17 protein-coding genes are annotated in these 17,219 nt (G+C 74.4%); 5 read left to right on the top strand and 12 right to left on the bottom strand.

Features of this window, described 5'->3' with window-relative positions; genetic code table 11:
* The 7 genes from ACZ5UI_RS25370 to ACZ5UI_RS25340 form a co-directional block, all read right to left on the bottom strand.
* A complete protein-coding gene (locus tag ACZ5UI_RS25370) occupies nucleotides 1–231 on the bottom strand; it encodes a hypothetical protein (RefSeq protein ID WP_464192418.1) in 231 nt (76 codons plus the stop codon).
* Complete coding sequence (locus ACZ5UI_RS25365; RefSeq protein ID WP_464192416.1) at nucleotides 228–1,805, bottom strand: phosphatase PAP2 family protein; 1,578 nt, start codon at nucleotides 1,803–1,805, stop codon at nucleotides 228–230. The genes ACZ5UI_RS25370 and ACZ5UI_RS25365 overlap by 4 nt, the downstream gene beginning before the upstream one ends.
* On the bottom strand, nucleotides 1,790–2,686 hold the full coding sequence (locus ACZ5UI_RS25360; RefSeq protein ID WP_464192414.1) for a GHMP family kinase ATP-binding protein: 897 nt from the start codon (nucleotides 2,684–2,686) through the stop codon (nucleotides 1,790–1,792). Before ACZ5UI_RS25360 ends, ACZ5UI_RS25365 begins: the two co-directional genes overlap by 16 nt.
* Nucleotides 2,679–3,530 (bottom strand): 16S rRNA (adenine(1518)-N(6)/adenine(1519)-N(6))-dimethyltransferase RsmA, encoded by an 852-nt coding sequence (gene rsmA, locus ACZ5UI_RS25355; RefSeq protein ID WP_464192412.1) that lies wholly within the window; start codon nucleotides 3,528–3,530, stop codon nucleotides 2,679–2,681. Before rsmA ends, ACZ5UI_RS25360 begins: the two co-directional genes overlap by 8 nt.
* Nucleotides 3,527–4,276 carry a TatD family hydrolase gene (locus tag ACZ5UI_RS25350; RefSeq protein WP_464192410.1) on the bottom strand — a complete coding sequence of 250 codons (750 nt, stop codon included), beginning with the start codon at nucleotides 4,274–4,276 and terminating at the stop codon, nucleotides 3,527–3,529. Before ACZ5UI_RS25350 ends, rsmA begins: the two co-directional genes overlap by 4 nt.
* On the bottom strand, nucleotides 4,273–5,772 hold the full coding sequence (metG, locus tag ACZ5UI_RS25345) for a methionine--tRNA ligase (protein ID WP_464192407.1): 1,500 nt from the start codon (nucleotides 5,770–5,772) through the stop codon (nucleotides 4,273–4,275). The genes ACZ5UI_RS25350 and metG overlap by 4 nt, the downstream gene beginning before the upstream one ends.
* 148 nt (nucleotides 5,773–5,920) lie before the next feature.
* On the bottom strand, nucleotides 5,921–6,592 hold the full coding sequence (locus tag ACZ5UI_RS25340) for a murein hydrolase activator EnvC family protein (protein ID WP_464192405.1): 672 nt from the start codon (nucleotides 6,590–6,592) through the stop codon (nucleotides 5,921–5,923).
* A gap of 83 nt (nucleotides 6,593–6,675) precedes the next feature.
* Here ACZ5UI_RS25340 and ACZ5UI_RS25335 point away from each other — a divergent pair, with 83 nt between their 5' ends.
* Genes ACZ5UI_RS25335 through ACZ5UI_RS25325 form a run of 3 tightly spaced genes read left to right on the top strand, consistent with a single transcriptional unit; the run spans nucleotide 6,676 to nucleotide 8,956 of the window.
* A complete protein-coding gene (locus ACZ5UI_RS25335) occupies nucleotides 6,676–7,626 on the top strand; it encodes a hypothetical protein (protein WP_464192403.1) in 951 nt (316 codons plus the stop codon).
* 56 nt (nucleotides 7,627–7,682) lie between these two features.
* Complete coding sequence (locus ACZ5UI_RS25330; protein WP_464192400.1) at nucleotides 7,683–8,465, top strand: DsbA family protein; 783 nt, start codon at nucleotides 7,683–7,685, stop codon at nucleotides 8,463–8,465.
* Nucleotides 8,462–8,956 carry a vitamin K epoxide reductase family protein gene (locus ACZ5UI_RS25325; RefSeq protein WP_464192398.1) on the top strand — a complete coding sequence of 165 codons (495 nt, stop codon included), beginning with the start codon at nucleotides 8,462–8,464 and terminating at the stop codon, nucleotides 8,954–8,956. Before ACZ5UI_RS25330 ends, ACZ5UI_RS25325 begins: the two co-directional genes overlap by 4 nt.
* On the opposite strand, the gene rsmI is transcribed toward ACZ5UI_RS25325, so the two are convergent.
* Both rsmI and ACZ5UI_RS25315 read right to left on the bottom strand, forming a co-directional pair.
* Nucleotides 8,839–9,654 (bottom strand): 16S rRNA (cytidine(1402)-2'-O)-methyltransferase, encoded by an 816-nt coding sequence (gene rsmI / locus ACZ5UI_RS25320; RefSeq protein ID WP_464192396.1) that lies wholly within the window; start codon nucleotides 9,652–9,654, stop codon nucleotides 8,839–8,841. The two genes, ACZ5UI_RS25325 and rsmI, sit on opposite strands and share 118 nt — an antisense overlap.
* Nucleotides 9,654–10,625 (bottom strand): ROK family protein, encoded by a 972-nt coding sequence (locus ACZ5UI_RS25315; RefSeq protein ID WP_464192394.1) that lies wholly within the window; start codon nucleotides 10,623–10,625, stop codon nucleotides 9,654–9,656. Before ACZ5UI_RS25315 ends, rsmI begins: the two co-directional genes overlap by 1 nt.
* A 20-nt stretch (nucleotides 10,626–10,645) precedes the next feature.
* Here ACZ5UI_RS25315 and ACZ5UI_RS25310 point away from each other — a divergent pair, with 20 nt between their 5' ends.
* The gene (locus tag ACZ5UI_RS25310) at nucleotides 10,646–11,788 is read left to right on the top strand and encodes an LCP family protein (RefSeq protein WP_464192392.1); all 1,143 of its coding nucleotides are present in this window, start codon (nucleotides 10,646–10,648) and stop codon (nucleotides 11,786–11,788) included.
* Here ACZ5UI_RS25310 and ACZ5UI_RS25305 read toward each other — a convergent pair.
* From ACZ5UI_RS25305 to ACZ5UI_RS25295, 3 genes are all read right to left on the bottom strand, one after another.
* Nucleotides 11,778–13,022: an RNA polymerase sigma factor gene (locus ACZ5UI_RS25305; protein ID WP_464192390.1), complete on the bottom strand. Its 1,245-nt coding sequence runs from the start codon at nucleotides 13,020–13,022 to the stop codon at nucleotides 11,778–11,780. The genes ACZ5UI_RS25310 and ACZ5UI_RS25305 overlap by 11 nt on opposite strands.
* Nucleotides 13,019–13,405: a YciI family protein gene (locus ACZ5UI_RS25300; protein ID WP_464192388.1), complete on the bottom strand. Its 387-nt coding sequence runs from the start codon at nucleotides 13,403–13,405 to the stop codon at nucleotides 13,019–13,021. Before ACZ5UI_RS25300 ends, ACZ5UI_RS25305 begins: the two co-directional genes overlap by 4 nt.
* Nucleotides 13,406–13,539: 134 nt before the next feature.
* Nucleotides 13,540–16,359 (bottom strand): helix-turn-helix transcriptional regulator, encoded by a 2,820-nt coding sequence (locus tag ACZ5UI_RS25295; RefSeq protein WP_464192386.1) that lies wholly within the window; start codon nucleotides 16,357–16,359, stop codon nucleotides 13,540–13,542.
* A 142-nt stretch (nucleotides 16,360–16,501) separates the two neighbouring features.
* On the opposite strand from ACZ5UI_RS25295, the gene ACZ5UI_RS25290 reads away from it, so the two are divergent.
* On the top strand, nucleotides 16,502–17,218 hold the full coding sequence (locus ACZ5UI_RS25290) for a hypothetical protein (RefSeq protein WP_464192384.1): 717 nt from the start codon (nucleotides 16,502–16,504) through the stop codon (nucleotides 17,216–17,218).
* Nucleotide 17,219 lies beyond the last annotated feature (1 nt).

Raw genomic sequence — 17,219 nt, 5'->3', positions numbered from 1 at the left:
TCAGACCGTACCTTCGATCCGGTCCCAGAACCAGGCGATGGCCAGTCCGCCGGCCACGCCCAGGCCCACGAACGCGGCCGCCACGTACAGGGTCAGGAACATCGCGCCGACCCGCGGCCAGAAGCCGTTGTAGGACATCCACGCCGGGCGCACGATCAGCCACAGGAAGGCCGCGATGGCGATCAGGCCGCAGCCTCCAGCGACGACGTATGTGACCTGCTCGTTGCTCATGCGGACACACGATTCTTGCCGATGAAGGCGACGAGGAGCGCGAAGATGCCGCACAGAGCGTAGATCGACGCGCCCAGGCCCCACCCGCCGACGACGTCCGACCACCAGTGGACGTGCAGGTAGACGCGCGACAGCCCGACCAGCGCGGCGATCGCGATCCCCACCACGACGACCGCCGCGCGGCCCGCCAGCCAGGGCACGAACCGGGCCAGCAGGACGGCCACCGCGACCCAGGCGACCGCGTAGGCGGCGTGGCCCGACGGGTAGGCCGATCCGGCGGTGTCGATCAGGGCATCGGTCGGACGCGGCCGATCGGTCGCGTTCTTCGTCACGTGCACGCCGACGTAGACGATCGCCGTCCCGACGAGCAGCGCCGCGATGCCCATCCAGGCCCGCCAGCGGGCCAGCACGACGCTCGTGACCAGGCACAGGCCGATGACCACCGGCAGCGAGCCGAGCACGGTGATCACCTTGGCCACGTCGACCAGCCAGCCCGCGTACAGGTCGTTGGCGATGTCCACGGCGCGGCGGTCGGTGATCGGCAGCGGGTCACCGGTCCCGACGCTGAAGGCGAAGGCCAGGAAGGCGAAGCCGCCGACCGCGGCGACCGCGAACAGCGTGGTCACCTCGAGGCCCAGGTCGCCGGGGGTGAAGCGCTGGGCGGTGAAGCGAGCGGGGCCCGACAGCGCCCGCGAGACCGGGACGACGACGCGGTAGACGATGGGCCGGGCGACGGCGGCCAGCGGGCGCAGCGCCGGGCGCTCGGCCTGCTCGTGCAGCCAGGCGTGCGCCTTGGCCCGGTTCTCGGCCTCCCGCAGCCAGCGGTAGGCCACGATCGCCCCGACGACGACCACGATGACCGTGCCCAGCGCCAGCGCGCCGCGGCTGGCGTAGTTGGTGAGCTGGTCGAAGCTCTGCCAGAAGATGTAGCCCAGCAGGCAGAACGTCGTGCCCCACAGGCCGGCGCCGACGATGTCGTAGGGCAGGAAGCGCCGCAGCGGCATGCCCGACGAGCCGGCGATGAACGGGGCGACGGCCCGGATCAGCCCGACGAACCGGCCGATCAGGATGGCCTTGCCGCCGTGGCGATCGAAGAAGCCCTCGACCTGGTGCAGGCGGTCCTCGGTGATCTTCACGCGCGGACCGTGCTTGACCATGAAGTCGCGACCCAGTCGGCGGCCGAGCAGGAAGCTGGTCAGGTCGCCGGCCACCGCGCAGACCCAGACCAGCGCGATCAGCACGAAGATGTTGATCTGGCCCTGCCCGGCGACCAGGCCGCCGACCAGGATCACCGTCTCCCCGGGGGCGAGCAGGCCGATGAACGCGCCGGTCTCGGCGAAGGCCATCACGCCCACGAGCAGGTAGGTCCAGGCGCCGAGCGCCTGGCCCAGGTCCTCGATCAGGTGCTCGATGTTGGGCAGGTGGATGACGCCCGTCGAGTAGACGGCGGCGGCGATCACCACGACGACGCCGAGCCCCAGCTCGACCTTGCCGAGCTTGCGCCGGCGCAACCACAGGAACGCGGCCAGCGCGACCGCGCCGATCAGCCACAGCGGCTTCACAGCGGCCCCCACCCGGGCTCGGGCGCGGCGGTCAGCGCGGCGGGCTCGCGGCCGTCGAGCTTGAAGCGCGCGGCGGCCTGCGCGCGGCGGGCGCCGTGCGCGCCCAGGAACAGCCCCAGCACGGTCGGCCCGGAGCCGCTGACCATCACGACGTCGGCGCCGGCCTGCTGGGCCTCGGCCAGCGACCGCTCGATGTCGGGCATCAGCGAGACGGCCGCGGGCTGCAGGTCGTTGACCAGCAGGTGCGGCGGCAGGTCGAGATGGCGCTCGAGCGCCTCGCTGACCTCGGCGTGGCGGTCGGCCAGGTCGTCGGCGCCGCGGGGCAGGCCCAGGCGGTCGGCCTCGGCGTACACCGCAGCGGTGGACAGCGGCTGGGCGCCGGGCAGCACCAGCACGCCGAACGGCAGGCCGTCGGGCAGGTGCTGGACGTGCTCGCCGGCGCCGGTGGCCAGCGCGCGTCCCGGGCGCACCTGGGCGGGGACGTCAGCGCCCAGCTCGGCGGCCAGGCGGAGCAGGAGCGCCTCGTCGAGGGCGCCCTCGGGCCCCGCGGCGGTGCGGGCGATCAGGCGCAGGGCCGCGGCGGCGTCGCCCGAGCCGCCCCCCATCCCGGCGGCCACCGGCACCTGCTTGGCGATCTCGACGCGCAGCGGCGGGCCGTCCCAGCCGGTCTGCGCGCGGTAGGCGGCCAGCGCGGCCGCGGCCAGGTTGGGGCCGTCCACCCCGGCGCAGATCACCTCGTCGGCGGGCGCCCCGGCGGGCGCGGCGTCCAGCGCGAGGTCGTCGGCCAGCGAGAGCGACTGCATCAGCGACACGAGCTCGTGGCGCCCGTCCGCCGCGCGCGTCGGCCCGAGGAACAGGCACAGGTTGATCTTGGCCGGCGCGCGCTCACGCATCGCGCTTCTCCCCCAGGCGCTCGAACAACGCGCGGAAGTCCGCGGGCGACAGCCGCTCGGCGCGGGTGTCGGCCGGGAAGCCCAGCGCTTCGAGCGCGGCGCGGGCGTCCTCGCCGATGCCCGGACGCGCGTCCGCGGCCAGCGACAGCGAGCGGGCCAGGGTCTTGCGCCGGTGGGCGAAGGCGTGCTGGACGAGCGTGCGCAGCTGCGCCGGTGCCGCCGGACCGGTGCGCCGGGCGACGACGAGCACGCTGTCGACGTTGGGCACGGGATGGAAGACGCTGCGCGAGACGCCCCGCAGGACGCGCACGTCGGTGGCCAGCTGGGCGATCACGCTGGGAATCCCGTAGGCGCCCGAGCCCGGCTGGGCGGCCAGGCGCTCGCCCACCTCCTTCTGCACCATCGCCACCCAGGTCGTCACCTCGGGCAGGTCCTCGATCGTGCGCAGCAGGACGGACGCGGCGATCCCGTAGGGCAGGTTGGCCACGACCTTCGTCGGCGCGGGCGCCAGCGCGGTGAGGTCCAGCGCCATCGCGTCGGCGAAGTGGATCGTCACGTTGTCGAAGCGGTCGACCGCGTCGCGCAGCGCGGCCTCGAGCTTGCGGTCGACCTCGACGACGTGCACGTGGGCGCACCGTTCGGCCAGGTGCTCCGACAGCACGCCGAGGCCGCCGCCGACCTCCAGGCAGACGTCGTCGGGGCCGAGCTCGGCCGCGCGCTCGATCACCCCGAGGATGTTCGAGTCGACCAGGAAGTTCTGGCCCAGCTCGCGGTTGGGCCGCACCTCGAACTGCTTCAGCCGCCGCAGGCTGGGCTGCGTCGGCAGCTCGGCGCCGTCGCTCACCAGCCGAAGACCGCCGCCGCCGTGCGCTCGAGGTTGCGGTCGAGCTCCTCCAGCGAGACGCCGCGGCGCTCGGCCACGAACCGGGCCGTGTGCACCACGTAGGCGGGCTGATTGGGGTGCTTGCGGACCTTCTGCGGGGTCAGGTACGGCGCGTCGGTCTCGACCAGCAGGCGGTCGGCGGGGACCTTGGCGATCGCGTCGGCCAGCTCCGTGTTCTTCGGGTAGGTCGCGTTGCCGGCGAACGAGACGTACCAGCCCTGGTCGAGCACCTCGTCGAGGTGGTCGGGCATCGAGAAGCAGTGGAGGATCACGGTGACGCCGGAGGCGTGCTTGCGCAGCATCTCCAGCGTCGGCTCCTCGGCGGCGCGCGTGTGGATGATCAGCGGCTTGGCGAACTCGGCGGCCAGCGCGATCTGGCCCTCGAAGGCGCGCTCCTGATCGGCCCGCGGCGCCCGGTCGCGGAAGAAGTCCAGGCCCGTCTCGCCGATCGCCACGCAGCCGTCGTGGGCGGCCAGCGCGCGCAGCTCGGCCAGGTCGCCCGCGTCGAACCCGTGGGCCACGTTGGGGTGACGACCGATCGCCGCGAACACCTGGGGGAACTCCTCCGTGGCGGCCAGCGCGGACCGGCACGAGGCCGAGTCCATGCCCACGGTGAGGATCCGGTCGACGCCCGCCGCCTCGGCGGCCGCGACGAGCTCGGTGTTGGGTGGCTCGCAGCTGTCGAGGTGGGTGTGGGAGTCGATCATCGCTTCGGAAACAGCGGCTCCAGCACCGTCACCTGGATCGGCGCGGGCGCGCACTTGGCCGCTTCGATGCCCGTCTCCGTGCGGCCCAGGGCCTCGAGCAGCTTCGTCGTCGCGGTGGGCAGGTACGGGTGCAGCAGGACGGTGACGATGCGCACCGCCTCGTGCAGCGTGGCCAGCACGCGATCGAGGTCGGCGGCACGCTCGGGGTCCTTGGCCAGCTGCCAGGGCGCCTGCTCCTCGACGTAGCGGTTCAGCCGCCGGATGCGCTTCCAGATCTCCTCCAGCGCGGGCGTGATGTCGCAGCGGTCCAGGAGCGTGCAGACGACGTCGGTCAGGCCGTCGAGCTCGGCGGCGATCTCCGGGTCGATCTCGGTCGGGTCCAGGTGGCCGTCGCGGTAGCGGTTGATCATGGCCACGCTGCGGCTGGCCAGGTTGCCGTAGTCGTTGGCCAGCTCGCTCTCGTAGCGGGTGGTGAACCCCTCGACGGAGACCGGGCCGTCCTGGCCGAACTGGACCTCGCGCACCAGGTAGAAGCGCAGCGCGTCGGCGCCGAAGTCCTCGATGATCTCGAACGGGTCGATGACCTTCCCGCGCGACTTGCTCATCTTCTCGCCGTCGGTCAGCAGGAAGCCGTGCACGAAGACGTGCTCGGGCACGTCCAGCCCGGCGGCCATCAGCAGCGCCGGCCAGTAGATCGTGTGGAACTTGAGGATGTCCTTGCCGATCAGGTGGACCGTGGCCGGCCAGAACTCCTTGGTCAGGTCCTGCTGCTTGCCGCGCGCGAAGCCCAGCGCCGTGTAGTAGTTCAGCAGCGCGTCGAACCACACGTAGAAGACCTGCGAGCGATCCCACGGGACCTCGACGCCCCAGCGCAGCTTCGGTCGCGTGAGGCTGACGTCCTGCAGCCCGCCGGCCAGGAACGAGCGCGCCTCGTTGAAGCGATGGCGCGGCATCACGAAGTCGCGGCCCGGCTCGTCGAACAGCGTCTCCAGCTGCTCCTGGAAGGCGCTGAGCTGGAAGAAGTAGTTGTCCTCCTTCTCGCGGATCAGCGGGATCTGATGGATCGGGCAGGTGTTGTCGGGCCCGATCTCGGCGTCCGTCTTGAAGTCCGCGCAGCGCGGGCAGTACCAGCCCTCGTAGGTGCCCTCGTAGACGTAGCCGTTCTCGCGCACCTTCACGAGCACCTCCTGGACCCGGCGGATGTGCTCCGGGTCGGTGGTGCGGATGAAGTAGTCGTTGGAGACGTCCAGCAGCGGCATCAGGTCGCGGAACCGCTGCGAGTTGCGGTCGGCCAGCTCCAGCGGCGGCACGCCCTGCTCCTCCGCCGCGATCGCCACCGGCTCACCGTGCTCGTCGGTGCCGGTCAGGAAGAAGACCTTCTCGCCCCGCTGCCGCTGGTGCCGAGCCAGGATGTCGGCCGCGATCGAGGTGTAGGCATGCCCCAGATGCGGCGCCGCGTTGACGTAGTAGATCGGCGTGGTGACGTAGTAGGACACGGCGACGCAGGCTACTCGGCAGCCGCCGATCGGCCGCGCCGCCCGCCCGTTCGCGTTGCTTGTCGGATCCATGGTCCCAGCGGCCACGGATCCGACAAGCAACGGTCGGAGGGGCGCGGACCGCCCTCGCGGCTTCGCTGCCCGCCGTTCAGCGCGCCCGCGACCCGAGACGGCGCGCGAGCGGGAGGCGCGACCGCCGCGCGCGCCAGGCGATCGCGCCGCCCGGGAGCGCGCAGGCCACGAGCGCCACGCCGATCCAGGCCAGCGCTGGCGCCCCGCCCGGGCTGGGCGCCCCGCGCGGCCGAAACCGCGGCGCCACCGCGGCGGGCGGCGGCGTCGGGCGCGGACGCACGCGCGGCCCCACCGAGGGCGGCCACACCCGGCGCTCGGACGCGCCGATCAGCGCGAGCGGATCGCGGTAGCCGAAGCGCTCGGCCGTCACGCGGGCGCCGAGCCGGATGCGCCCGCCCGCCGTCCCCACCGGCGCCCCGCGCCGGACAGCGTCGCCGCCCCGCACGTCCAGCCGGGCCAGCCCCAGCACCGTGGCCGTCAGCGGCCCGCAGCGCACGGACACGCCCAACCCGCGCCCGGGCACCGCGCCCGCGAACGCCACCGACCCACCACACGGCGCCACCACCCGCGCGCCCGGAGCGGCGGCCAGGTCCACCCCGCGCCGCTGCCCCGCGGCGAACGGCGACCCGTGCACCTCGAACCGCCCCACGACCCGGCCGTCCACCGGCCGCACCCACCGGTCCGCCCACGCCACGCCGCACCACCAGCCGATGGACACCGCGACGAGCAGGAGCACCAGACCACGCACGCCCGCGACCGTACGCCCGGATCCCTCCCGTTCGACCAAACGCCGCACATACGTCACGCTCTCGGTGGAGAGACCGAGCAGAGATGGCCCATTCGTCACAGATCGAGGACGCGGTCGACGCCCTCTACGACCTGCGTCCCGGCGAGTTCGTCGCCGCGCGCGACGCGCTCGCCCGCCAGGTGCGCCGCGACGGCGACCGCGAGCAGGCCGCGCGCGTCAAGGCGCTGCCGCGCCCGAGTGCCGCCGCCTGGGCGGTCAACCAGCTCGCCCGCCGCGAGCCCGAGTGGACGCAGGCGCTGACCATCGCCGGCCGGCGCATGCACGAGGCGCACATCGCCCTGCTGGAGGACGGCGACCGCGAGGGCTGGCGCAAGGCCAGCGCGGAGGCCCGCGAGGCGATCGACCGGCTCGTGCGCCTGGCCGAGAGCCTGCTGCGCGAGGAGCGCGGCTCGGTCAGCGCCCAACTGCGCGAGCAGGTGCGCGACACCCTGCAGGCCGCGGCCACCGACAGCGAGGCGCGCGAGCTCATCGCCTCCGGCCGCCTGAGCCGCGAGCTGCACCCGCCCGGCGGCCTGCCCGACGTCCCCACGGGCCGCTTCAGCCGCCCGCTGGATCCACCCCGCCCCAGCGGCACCGGCCCCCGCGGCACGATCCCGCGCAGCCGCACGCGCGGCGCCGACGCCCGCTTCGAGCGCCCCGCCGGCGCCGCCGCCGAGCGCGAGGCGCGCGCCGCCCGCCGGGCCGCCGAGCGCGACGCCCGCGCCCAACTGCGCCGGGCCGAACGCGACCGCGAGCGCGCGCAGACCACCGCCGAGCGGGCCGAGCAGGCGCTGCTGCGAGCGGAGAAGGCGCGCGAGGCCGCCGCCGAGGAGCTGGCCACCGCGCAGGCGGCCGACGACGCGCGCGCCGCCGAGCTCCAGGCCGCCCAGGAGGCGCACGCCGACGCCCAGGACCAGCTCGACGCGCGCGACGCCGCCATGGCCGAGGCACGCGAGGCGCTCGAGGCCAGCACGGACAGCGCCGATGATTCCTAAGCGGGCGTTTACCCCTCCCACGCTGGCGCTTTAGCGTCTGGGTCGATCCTCCCGACGTGAGCACCGAGAGCCGAGACCAACGTCGCGCACAGGCGCGCGCCCAGCGAGAGGCGGCCGAGCAGGCCGCCAGCCAGACCGACCAGCGCCGCAAGCGCCTGACGATCCTCGGAGGCGTCCTGGTCGCCGCGGTCGTCGTGGTGGTCGCCGTCGTCCTGATCGCCGGCAACCACGGCTCCGACAGCAAGACCGCCGCCAGCGGCGACTCCACCCCGGTCTCCAACACCGCGGCGATCCAGGAGCAGCTCGGCGGCGTGGCCCAGAGCGGCTTCACGCTGGGCCAGGCCGACGCGCCGATCACGATCGTCGAGTACGGCGACCTGCAGTGCCCGGTATGCGCGAACTTCTCCAACACCGTGCTGCCCGGCGTCGTGCAGGACTACATCCGCACCGGCAAGGCGCGGCTGCAGTTCCGCAACTTCGCCTTCATCGGCGACGACTCCAATCGCCTGGCCCTGGCCGCGCTGGCCGCGGGCGAGCAGAACAAGCAGTTCGACTTCGCCGAGCTCGTCTACGCCAACCAGGGCCAGGAGAACTCGGGCTACGCGACCGACGCGTACATCCGCAAGATCTTCGCCGCGATTCCCGGCCTCGACGTCGACCAGGCGGTCAAGGCGATGAACAGCCAGGCCGTCGCCGACAAGCTCGCCCAGGACCAGCAGCTGGCCCAGGCCGCCGGCATCAGCGCCACGCCGACGATCCTCGTGGGACGATCCGGTCAGACTCCCGTGCCCGTGAACTACCCCGACCTGCCCACCAAGCTGCAGTCGCTGACCGCGTGAGCCGACGCCTCGTCGTCTTCGCGGGCCTGGCGCTGCTGGGCCTGGGCATCGCCACGTACCTGACGATCGTGCACTACACGGGCGCCTCGCCGGTGTGCGCGGTCAACCACGGCTGCGAGACCGTCCAGAAGTCCAAGTACGCGGAGCTGGGCGGCATCCCGGTGGCGGTGTTCGGGCTCGTCGGCTACCTGGGGATCCTGGCCAGCTTCCTGCTGCGCGGCGAGAACGGCCGGCTGGCGCGCGTCGCGCTGACCGCGATCGGCTTCCTGTTCAGCGCGTACCTGACCTACCTCGAGCTGTTCGAGATCCACGCGATCTGCCAGTGGTGCGTGGCCAGCGCGGTCGTCATGACCGTGCTGCTGATCCTGGCCGTCTACGACTTCTTGTCGCCGGCCAGCGAGCGGTACAGCTCGTTGGCCGAGACGCCGGTCAACTCGGCCACCACGGCCGCTGCGGGCCGCACGCGCGCCCCCGCGTCGACCAACCGCTGAAGCGCGTCCAGCGCGGCGGCGCGGTCGGCTGAGCCCTCCGGCGCGCCGCCCACGACGAGCACGATCTCGCCGCGCGGGTCCTCGTCGGCGTAGCGCGCGGCCAGCTCGGCCGCGGTTCCGCGCACGACCTCCTCGTGCAGCTTGGTCAGCTCGCGGCAGACCGCCGCGGGGCGCTCGGGATCGGCGGCGGCCAGCGAGGCGAGCGTCGCGCCCAGGCGCCGCGGCGACTCGAACACGATCAGCGTCTCGGAGGCCGTCCACAGCCGCGCGCGCTCGGAGTCCTTGCGGGGAACGAAGCCGCCGAAGCGCCACCGATCGGCCGGCAGCGCGCTGGCCACCAGCGCGGCGAGCGCGGCGCTGGGTCCCGGCAGCACCTCGACCGCGAGCCCCGCGGCGACGCAGGCCTCGACGAGCACGTACCCCGGGTCGCTGACCAGCGGCATCCCCGCGTCGCTGACCAGCGCCACGACCGCGCCCTCCTGCATGCGCCCGACCAGCTCCGTGGCCCGCGAGCGCTCGTTGTGCTCGTGGTAGCTGACCAGCGAGGCCGACACGCCGTAGCGATCGAGCAGCACGCGCGTGCGGCGCGTGTCCTCGCAGGCCACGACATCGGCGTCGCGCAGCGCGGCCAGCACGCGCAGCGTGACGTCCTCCAGGTTCCCGATCGGGGTCGGGCAGACGACCAGGCGACCGGCCATCAGACGGCCGTGCGGGCGTCGAGCGCGTCGCGGGCCAGCAGCGCCGCGCCGAGCATCCCCGACTCCTCACCGAAGCGCGTGGGCACCACGCGCGCATGGTCGCGACCGGGCGGCAGCCCGCGGGCGACCATCTCCGCCCGCGCCGGCCCGAGCACGTAGTCGGCCGCGGCGACCACCCCGCCGCCGATGACGATCACGTCGGGGTTGAAGATGTTGACCAGCGAGGACAGCCCGACGCCGAGCCGCGTGCCGATCAGCGAGAGCACCTCCTGGGCGGCCTGGTCGCCGTCGTGGGCCAGCTCGGTGACCAGCGGGCCCGTGATGCCCTGTCCGTGGGCCATCGCCTTGGCCAGCGCCGAGCGCGGCCGCTCCCCGGCCAGCGCGGTCGCCTCACGCACCAGCGCCGAGCCCGAGGCCATCACCTCCAGGCAGCCGCGGTTGGGGCAGTTGCCCTGGCACGGCGGGCCGTCCTGCTCGACGACCACGTGCCCGAGCTCGCCGGCGGCGCCCTGCGAGCCGCGGTAGATCTGCCCCTCGATGAGGATCCCGCCGCCGATGCCGGTGCCCAGCGTCAGCATCAGCGCGTTGCGCGCGCCCGCCGCGGCGCCGGCCCGGTGCTCGACCAGCAGCGCGAGGTTCGCGTCGTTGTCCATCAGGACCGGGACGCCGAGTCGCTCGGAGAGGATCGCGGCGACCGGGACGCCGGCCAGCGGCAGGTGGGTCGAGTAGACCGAGACGCCGCGGGTGGCGTCGATCGTCGACGGGATGCCGATGCCCACCCCGTCGGCGTGGCCACCGACCGCCTCGATCGCCTCGCGGATCGCGCCCTCGATGATCGAGAGCACCTCGGCGGTGTCGCTGCCGCGTGACGAGCGCACCGAGCGATGGTGCACGCGCAGGTCGCCGTCGACCGCTCCGGCGAGCAGCTTCGTGCCTCCGAGGTCGACCCCGATCACGCACCGTTTAGGCACCTTCGCCACCATACAGCGCCATGCCGGATGCCCTGGGACCGGAGGGGGCGGACCCGCGCGCGCCGCAGCCTGCCGCTTCTCCGCGGGCGCCGCACGCCTACGAGCCGCCCCCCACCTACACGAAGTACCGCGCCCGTCCGCGGCTGAAGCCGCGCCGCCAGACCGACGAGCTGGCCGAGCTGCGCGCCCGCGGGAGCGGTGGCGACGACGGCGCGCCGCGGACCGGACGGCGGTGGAGCTGGGGCCGCGCGGTCAAGTGGCTGGTGATCGCCTTCTGCGGCTGGATCGCGCTCTCGGTGGTGCTCTTCCTGGTCAGCGCGCAGATCCAGGCCGGCCAGATGTCGGGCGCCACCAAGGACGCGCTCGACGACGCCGGGTTCCCGTTGACCAGCGCCAACAACATCCTCGTGCTCGGCTCCGACCAGCGCGTCGAGGGCACCAAGGAGCCGGGCGCATCGACCTCGGGCCCGAGCCGCAGCGACTCGATCATGCTGCTGCGCATCGGCGGCGGCCACAACAGCCGCCTGTCGATCGCCCGCGACACCGTCGTCGACATCCCCGGGCACGGCGCCAGCAAGATCAACGCCGCCTACGCCTACGGCGGCGCGCCGCTGGCCATCGAGACGGTCAAGCAGTACCTGGGCGTCGAGGTCAACCACGTGATCGAGGTCAACTTCGACCGCTTCCCGGGGCTGATCAACGCGCTGGGCGGCGTCACCTACGAGGGCCAGTGCGTGCTCAGCCGCATCAACGGCGGCACCCGCAACGGCGGCTACACGCTGCGGTTGAAGAAGGGCAAGACGCACATCAACGGCAACCAGGCGCTGGCCCTGGCCCGGACCCGCAAGAACATCTGCCGCCCGCAGGAGACCGACCTGGACCGGGCCAAGCGCCAGCAGTTCCTGCTCAGCGCGATGAAGGACAAGCTGACCAGCCCGTGGGGCCTGTTCGGCGTCCCCAACGGCTCGTTCTACCGGCTCCCGTTGATCGCCTGGCGCACGCCGCGCGCGTTCAGCTCGGACATGAACGGCGTCACGCTGGCCGGCGTGTTCGGCGCGATGGGCACCAGCGGCAGCCCGACCACGCAGGTGCTGGGCACGCTCAGCGGCATCGTGCCCGAGGCCGAGAAGGACGCCGCGGTGCGGAAGTTCCTCAGGACCTGAGCAGCGCGGCGCGGCGCTCCAGCTCGCCCCGCTGGACGGCGTTCTCGCAGACGCTCGCCGCCCGCTGCCAGGCCTCCACGGCGCCCGACCGGTCGCCGGCGCGCTCGAGCAGGTCGGCGTGGGCGGCATGCAGCGGCGCGTACTGGTCCAGCGCGCCCGCGGCGAGCACCGGCGCGAGCAGGTCGAGCCCGGCCTGCGGCCCGTCGGCCCGCCCCAGCGCCACCGCCCGGTTGACCTCGACGATCGGCGACGGCGCGACGCGCGCGAGCAGGCCGTAGAGCCCGGCGATCTGGTCGAAGTCGGTCTCGGCCACCGAGGGCGCGGTCGCGTGCACCGCGGCGATCGCCGCCTGCAGCTGGTAGGGCCCGACGTCGCCGCGGGCCAGCGCGTCCTCCAGCAGCCGTTGGCCCTCGCGGATGCGCCCGCGGTCCCACCGCTCGCGGTCCTGGTCCTCCAGGAGCACCAGCGCGCCGCGCGCGTCCACGCGCGCCGCGCGCCGCGAGTCGTGCAGCAGCATCAGCGCCAGCAGGCCGGCCACCTCCGCCTCGTCGGGCATCAGCCGCAGCAGCAGGCGGGCCAGGCGGATCGCCTCGTTGCACAGCTCCCCGCGCACCAGCCGCTCGCCCGCCGACGCGCTGAAGCCCTCGTTGAAGATCAGGTAGAGCACGGCCAGCACGCCGCCCAGGCGCTCGGGCAGGTCCTCGTCCCCGGGGACCCGATAGGGGATCCGGGCGACCGCGATCTTGCGCTTGGCCCGCACCAGGCGCTGGTACATGGCGGCGTCGGAGACGAGGAACGCCCGGGCGATCTCCTCGGTCGTCAGCCCGCCCAGCGAGCGCAGCGTCAGCGCGACGCGCGCCTCCATGGCCAGCGCCGGATGGCTGCAGGTGAAGATCAGGCGCAGCCGGTCGTCGGGGACCGATGACGGGTCCTCCGCCTCGTCGGCCTGCGCCTCGCGCTCGGCGATCGCGCCCAGGCGCTCGATGCGGTCGGCCAGCCCGCGGTCCCGCCGCAGCCGATCGATCGCCCGGCGCCGCGCGGTCGTCGTGATCCAGGCGCCCGGCCGGTCGGGGACGCCGTCGCGCGGCCAGGTGGCGACCGCGGTGGCGAAGGCGTCCTGCAGCGCGTCCTCGGCCAGCTGGAAGTCGCCGACCTGACGGATCAGGGTGGCGAGCACCGCGGCGCGCTCCTGGCGGAACGCCGCCTCCGCCGCCGCGGTGCTCGCAGCGGTCACGCCGCGGCGCCCGCTGCCGAGTTCTTGGGCGAGTCCGGGATGGCCATCACGGGGCGCACCTCGACGCTGCCGAAGGTGATGTTCGGCATCTTCGCGGCCCAGGCCAGCGCGGCGTCGAGGTCGGGCACGTCGATCACGTAGTAGCCGCCGAGCAGCTCCTTGGTGTCGGCGAACGGGCCGTCGCTGACCACGGTCTCGCCGCCGCGCACGCGGACGGTGGTGGCGGTGTCGATCGGCTCGAGCGCGTCCCCGGCGACCATCGCGCCGGACTCCAGCAGCTCCCGGGTGTAGGTCATCCAGCGACCGTGCTGGTCGACCTGCTCCTCCATCGTGGCCGGGCCGGCGTCCGACGGGCTGTAGATGAGCAGCATGTACTGGGGCATTGCGGGCTCCTTCGTGGACGGGCCGGCCGATTCCGGTCCCGCTCACTCGACGGGCGGGGACCCCCGTCATTCGACAGCGTGCGGCCGGTGCGCGCAAGCTGGCGCGTCGGCGCTCGACCTAGATGATCAGTCGTCTAGGCGGCCAGGACCCCGGCCAGCTCGCCCCGCGAGCGGATGCCCAGCTTGATGTAGACGCGGCCCAGGTGGTTCTCGACGGTCTTGGGCGTGATGTACAGCGCCTGGGCGATCTGCTGGTTGCTCATGCCCTCGGCCGCCATCGACGAGACGCGTCGCTCGCTGGCCGTCAGCGAGCTGGCCCCGCTGAACTGCAGCCGGCGCGGGCGCGCGCCCGCCGCGGCGAGCTCGGCGTTGGCCGCACCGGCCAGGGTCGTCGCCGCGCAGGCCTGCGCCAGCCCGACCGCCTCCTCGAGCTGGGCCTGCGCTTCGGGCCGCCGCCCCGCCCGGCGCAGCGCGGCGCCCAGCTCCATCTGGGCCCGGGCCCGCTCCAGGCGGGCCGGGGAGCGCTCCAGCAGCGCGACGGCGGCCGTCAGGTGGTCGATCGCGTCGGCCCGCTCGACCAGCGCCCGCCCGCGCAGGGCGCCGGCCCGCGCGGTCGCCGTGCCCCACCGCTGCGCCAGCTCGTCGGCCTCGGCGACCAGCGTGCGGGCCTCGTCCACCCGCCCGAGCCGCAGGCAGGCCTGCGCGGCCGGCACGCGCCAGGCCACCGCGCCGTTGCCCACCCCGCAGTGCACCTCCTGGCGCACGCGGTACTCCTCGAAGTCGGCCAGCGCGTCGGCGTCCCGGCCCTGCGCCGCCCGCAGCAGCGCCCGCGCGTGGAAGCCCATGTTCATGTGCACCAGCTCGGGCAGGTGCGGCCCGATCCAGCCGTCCTCCAGCGCCTGCTCGGCCTCGTCCAGCGCACCGCGCTCGATCAGCGCGTAGGCCAGGAACGTGTAGAGCGCCGGGCGCAGGAAGGGACGGATCACCGGCATGTCGATCCCGGCCCGCGCGTGTGCCTCGCAGGCACCGAGGTCGCCGGCGGTCCACGCGACCATCCCCAGGATCGTGCAGGCGGCGATGAAGCCGAAGGCCGAGCCGCGGTGCCGCGCGTCGATCAGCGCGGCCTCGCAGGCCGCCCGCGCGTCGTCGACGCCGTCGGCCTGGGCCAGCGCCCAGGCGGCCTGGAAGTAGGCGATCGAGTCCGAGCTCTCCGCGGCCAGCAGCCGCCCGCCGCGCAGCGCGTCGCGGGCCAGGGCCGCGGTCGGCGCCGCCCCGCCCTCCAGCCAGGCCAGGCTGGCCAGGTTGCAGGTCTGCAGCAACGCCGCGGGCGTGGTCGGCTCCAGGCCGGTGAAGCCGCGCAGCCGGCCGGGCACCGACGGCATCAGCGTGACGTTCAGGACGCCCATCGAGCCCAGCTCGGCCTCCATGCGCAGCGTCGCGTCGGCGTCCTGCCCGGCCGAGGCCTCGATCGTCGCCTCCAACTCGGTGGCGGCCTCGACGACCTGCAGGGCGGTCAGCGCGGCCCGGGCCAGCGTGATCGCCGCGGTCGCCCGCAGCTGTGGGTCCTGGGTCAGCGCCACGGCCGCGCGCAGGTGGCCGGCGGCGACGGCGGGGTCCTGCGCGTCCAGCCATTGGGCGGTGCCCAGCTGGGCCAGCACGCGGGCGCGGGCCTCGTCGTCCAGCGGCTCGCGCAGCGCGCGCTCGAGGTAGGCCGCCGCGCTGCCGGGCGCTCCGCGGCCCAGCATCGCCCGCGCGGCGTCGACCAGGACGTTCGCGGCCCAGGGCTGCGCGGGCGCCTCGGTGGCCACCAGGTGCAGGGCGACGCGGTCGCTCTCGGCCCCGGCCGCGCGCAGCAGGGCGGCCGCGGCGGCGTGCAGCCGGGGGCGCTCGGCCGGGCCGATCGTCGCGCTCACCGCTTCGCGCACGACCGGGTGCGCGAAGCCCAGCGGATGATGGGGCGCGAGCACGTGCGCCGCGGCCAGGGCGTCGGCCAGGCCGTGCGCGACCTCGACGTCGAGCCCGGCCAGGGCGGCCACGTCGCGCACGGACGCGCCGTCCCCGAGGATCGCCACCGCCTGCACGAGCGGCGTGGCCGCCGCGGGCATCTGGGCCAGGCGCTGTCGGACCGAGCGGGCCACGCTCTCGGGACCCAGCCGCCCGACCCGGGCGATCGCGTCCGCGTCGTCCGCGCCCACGCTGCCGGCGATGCAGGCGTCGACCAGCTCGTGCAGGAGGAACGGGTTTCCGCCCGTGGCCTGGCGGCAGGCCGCCGCGAAGGCGTCGCTGGGGTGTCCGGCCAGCAGATCGTCGACCACGGCGGCGCAGCCGGCCACGCTGAGCGCGCTCGGGCGCAGCCGGGTGGTGGCCAGCCGCTCCAGCGCGGCCAGCAGCTCGACCTCGGCGCCGGGCTCGGACGGGCGGGTGGTGACCAGCACGAGGATGCCCAGCCCGCGCAGGCGCGTGGCCAGGTAGTGCAGCCAGCGCAGCGAGGCGGCGTCGGCCCAGTGGGCGTCGTCGACGGCGAGCAGCAGCGGCCCCTCGGCCGCGATGTTCAGCGCCAGCCAGTGCAGCCCGTGGATGACGGCGAACTCGCCGTCTCCGGGGACGCCCAGCGTGGGCGACTCCACGTCGCTCAGCACCGCCGGTGCGGCGTGGGCGGCCGGACCGGCGAGCAGGCGGCGGCGCTCGTCGGGGGAGGCCGCCACGATGCGCCGCTCGAACAGCTGGCGCACGACGCCCAGCGCGAACGCCCGCTCGAGCTCGTTGGCCCGGGCGGTGAGCACGACCATGCCGGCGTCGGCCGCGCGCTCCCAGGCCGCCTCGAGCACGCGACCCTTCCCGATCCCGGCCGGCCCCTCGATCCACACGAGCTGGCCGTCGCCGGCCCGAGCCGCCGCGATCGCCCGGTCGAGCCGCTCCAGCTCGCCCTCGCGCTCGACCAGGATCTGAGACATCTGCGCAGTGTCTCGGCGGGCCTGGCAGGTGGCATCGGGGACACCACCCCGAACTTTGGTGTGGGCCCCCCGCACAGGTTGAGGGATCGAATGAGGGAGGGTCCCTCAGGCGCTCCACGCGGCGCGGCGTGAGGCTGGCGCCATGTTCCACCGACGTCACCTCAGCTACGCGAACGTCGCCGCGACGCTCGCCATCTTCCTGGCCCTCGGCGGCACCGCCGCGGCCGCCAGCCACTACGTCATCACAAAGCGTTCGCAGATCGCGCCGAAGGTGCTCAAGAGCCTGAAGGGGGCCAAGGGCGCCAAGGGCGCGACCGGCGCCACCGGACCGCAGGGCAAGGTCGGCGAGACCGGCGCCGCCGGCAACTCCGGGCCGGCCGGACCTGCGGGCCCCGCAGGCCCCGCGGGCCAGACCGGCGCCACCGGGGCGACCGGGGCGACCGGCGCCACCGGCCCGGGCCAGCTCATCGCGGGTCGGTACGCGGTCGCCAACTCCTACATCACGTCCGGGCCGAACTTCCTCAACGTCGCCGTGGCCAGCTTCAATCTCGACGGCACGGCCAACAACAGCCGCATCACCGTCGGCAACGACGGCGCCGTGATCGACGCCACCGCCGTGGTCGAGTACCGCGACAACACCGCCGGCCCGTTCGCCTGCATCCTGACGATCAACCGCAACGGCGGGGGGTTCGGGGCCTCCAACGGTCCGTTCAACTACCAGCCGGGCACCATGGACCCCGTCGTCACCACGCTCGACCTCGTGCGTCAGGTGCCCGCCGGCGATTACGACGTCCTGGTCTCCTGCAGCGCCGCCGCCGAGAACCGGGGCTCGCTCAACGTGCGCGTGTACGCCGCCTGAG

The organism is Conexibacter sp. JCM 18997, from assembly GCF_055391915.1.
The sequence above is the reverse complement of the archived record's forward strand: the minus strand, read 5'-3'. Positions and strand labels throughout refer to the sequence as shown.

Coding starts and splice junctions, on each gene's coding strand:
- ACZ5UI_RS25360 (WP_464192414.1), bottom strand. CDS start 2,686: ATGCGTGAGCGCGCGCCGGCCAAGATCAACCTGTGCCTGTTCCTCGGG.
- ACZ5UI_RS25310 (WP_464192392.1), top strand. CDS start 10,646: ATGCCGGATGCCCTGGGACCGGAGGGGGCGGACCCGCGCGCGCCGCAG.
- ACZ5UI_RS25335 (WP_464192403.1), top strand. CDS start 6,676: ATGGCCCATTCGTCACAGATCGAGGACGCGGTCGACGCCCTCTACGAC.
- ACZ5UI_RS25300 (WP_464192388.1), bottom strand. CDS start 13,405: ATGCCCCAGTACATGCTGCTCATCTACAGCCCGTCGGACGCCGGCCCG.
- ACZ5UI_RS25350 (WP_464192410.1), bottom strand. CDS start 4,276: ATGATCGACTCCCACACCCACCTCGACAGCTGCGAGCCACCCAACACC.
- rsmI (WP_464192396.1), bottom strand. CDS start 9,654: ATGGCCGGTCGCCTGGTCGTCTGCCCGACCCCGATCGGGAACCTGGAG.
- ACZ5UI_RS25370 (WP_464192418.1), bottom strand. CDS start 231: ATGAGCAACGAGCAGGTCACATACGTCGTCGCTGGAGGCTGCGGCCTG.
- ACZ5UI_RS25290 (WP_464192384.1), top strand. CDS start 16,502: ATGTTCCACCGACGTCACCTCAGCTACGCGAACGTCGCCGCGACGCTC.
- ACZ5UI_RS25295 (WP_464192386.1), bottom strand. CDS start 16,359: ATGTCTCAGATCCTGGTCGAGCGCGAGGGCGAGCTGGAGCGGCTCGAC.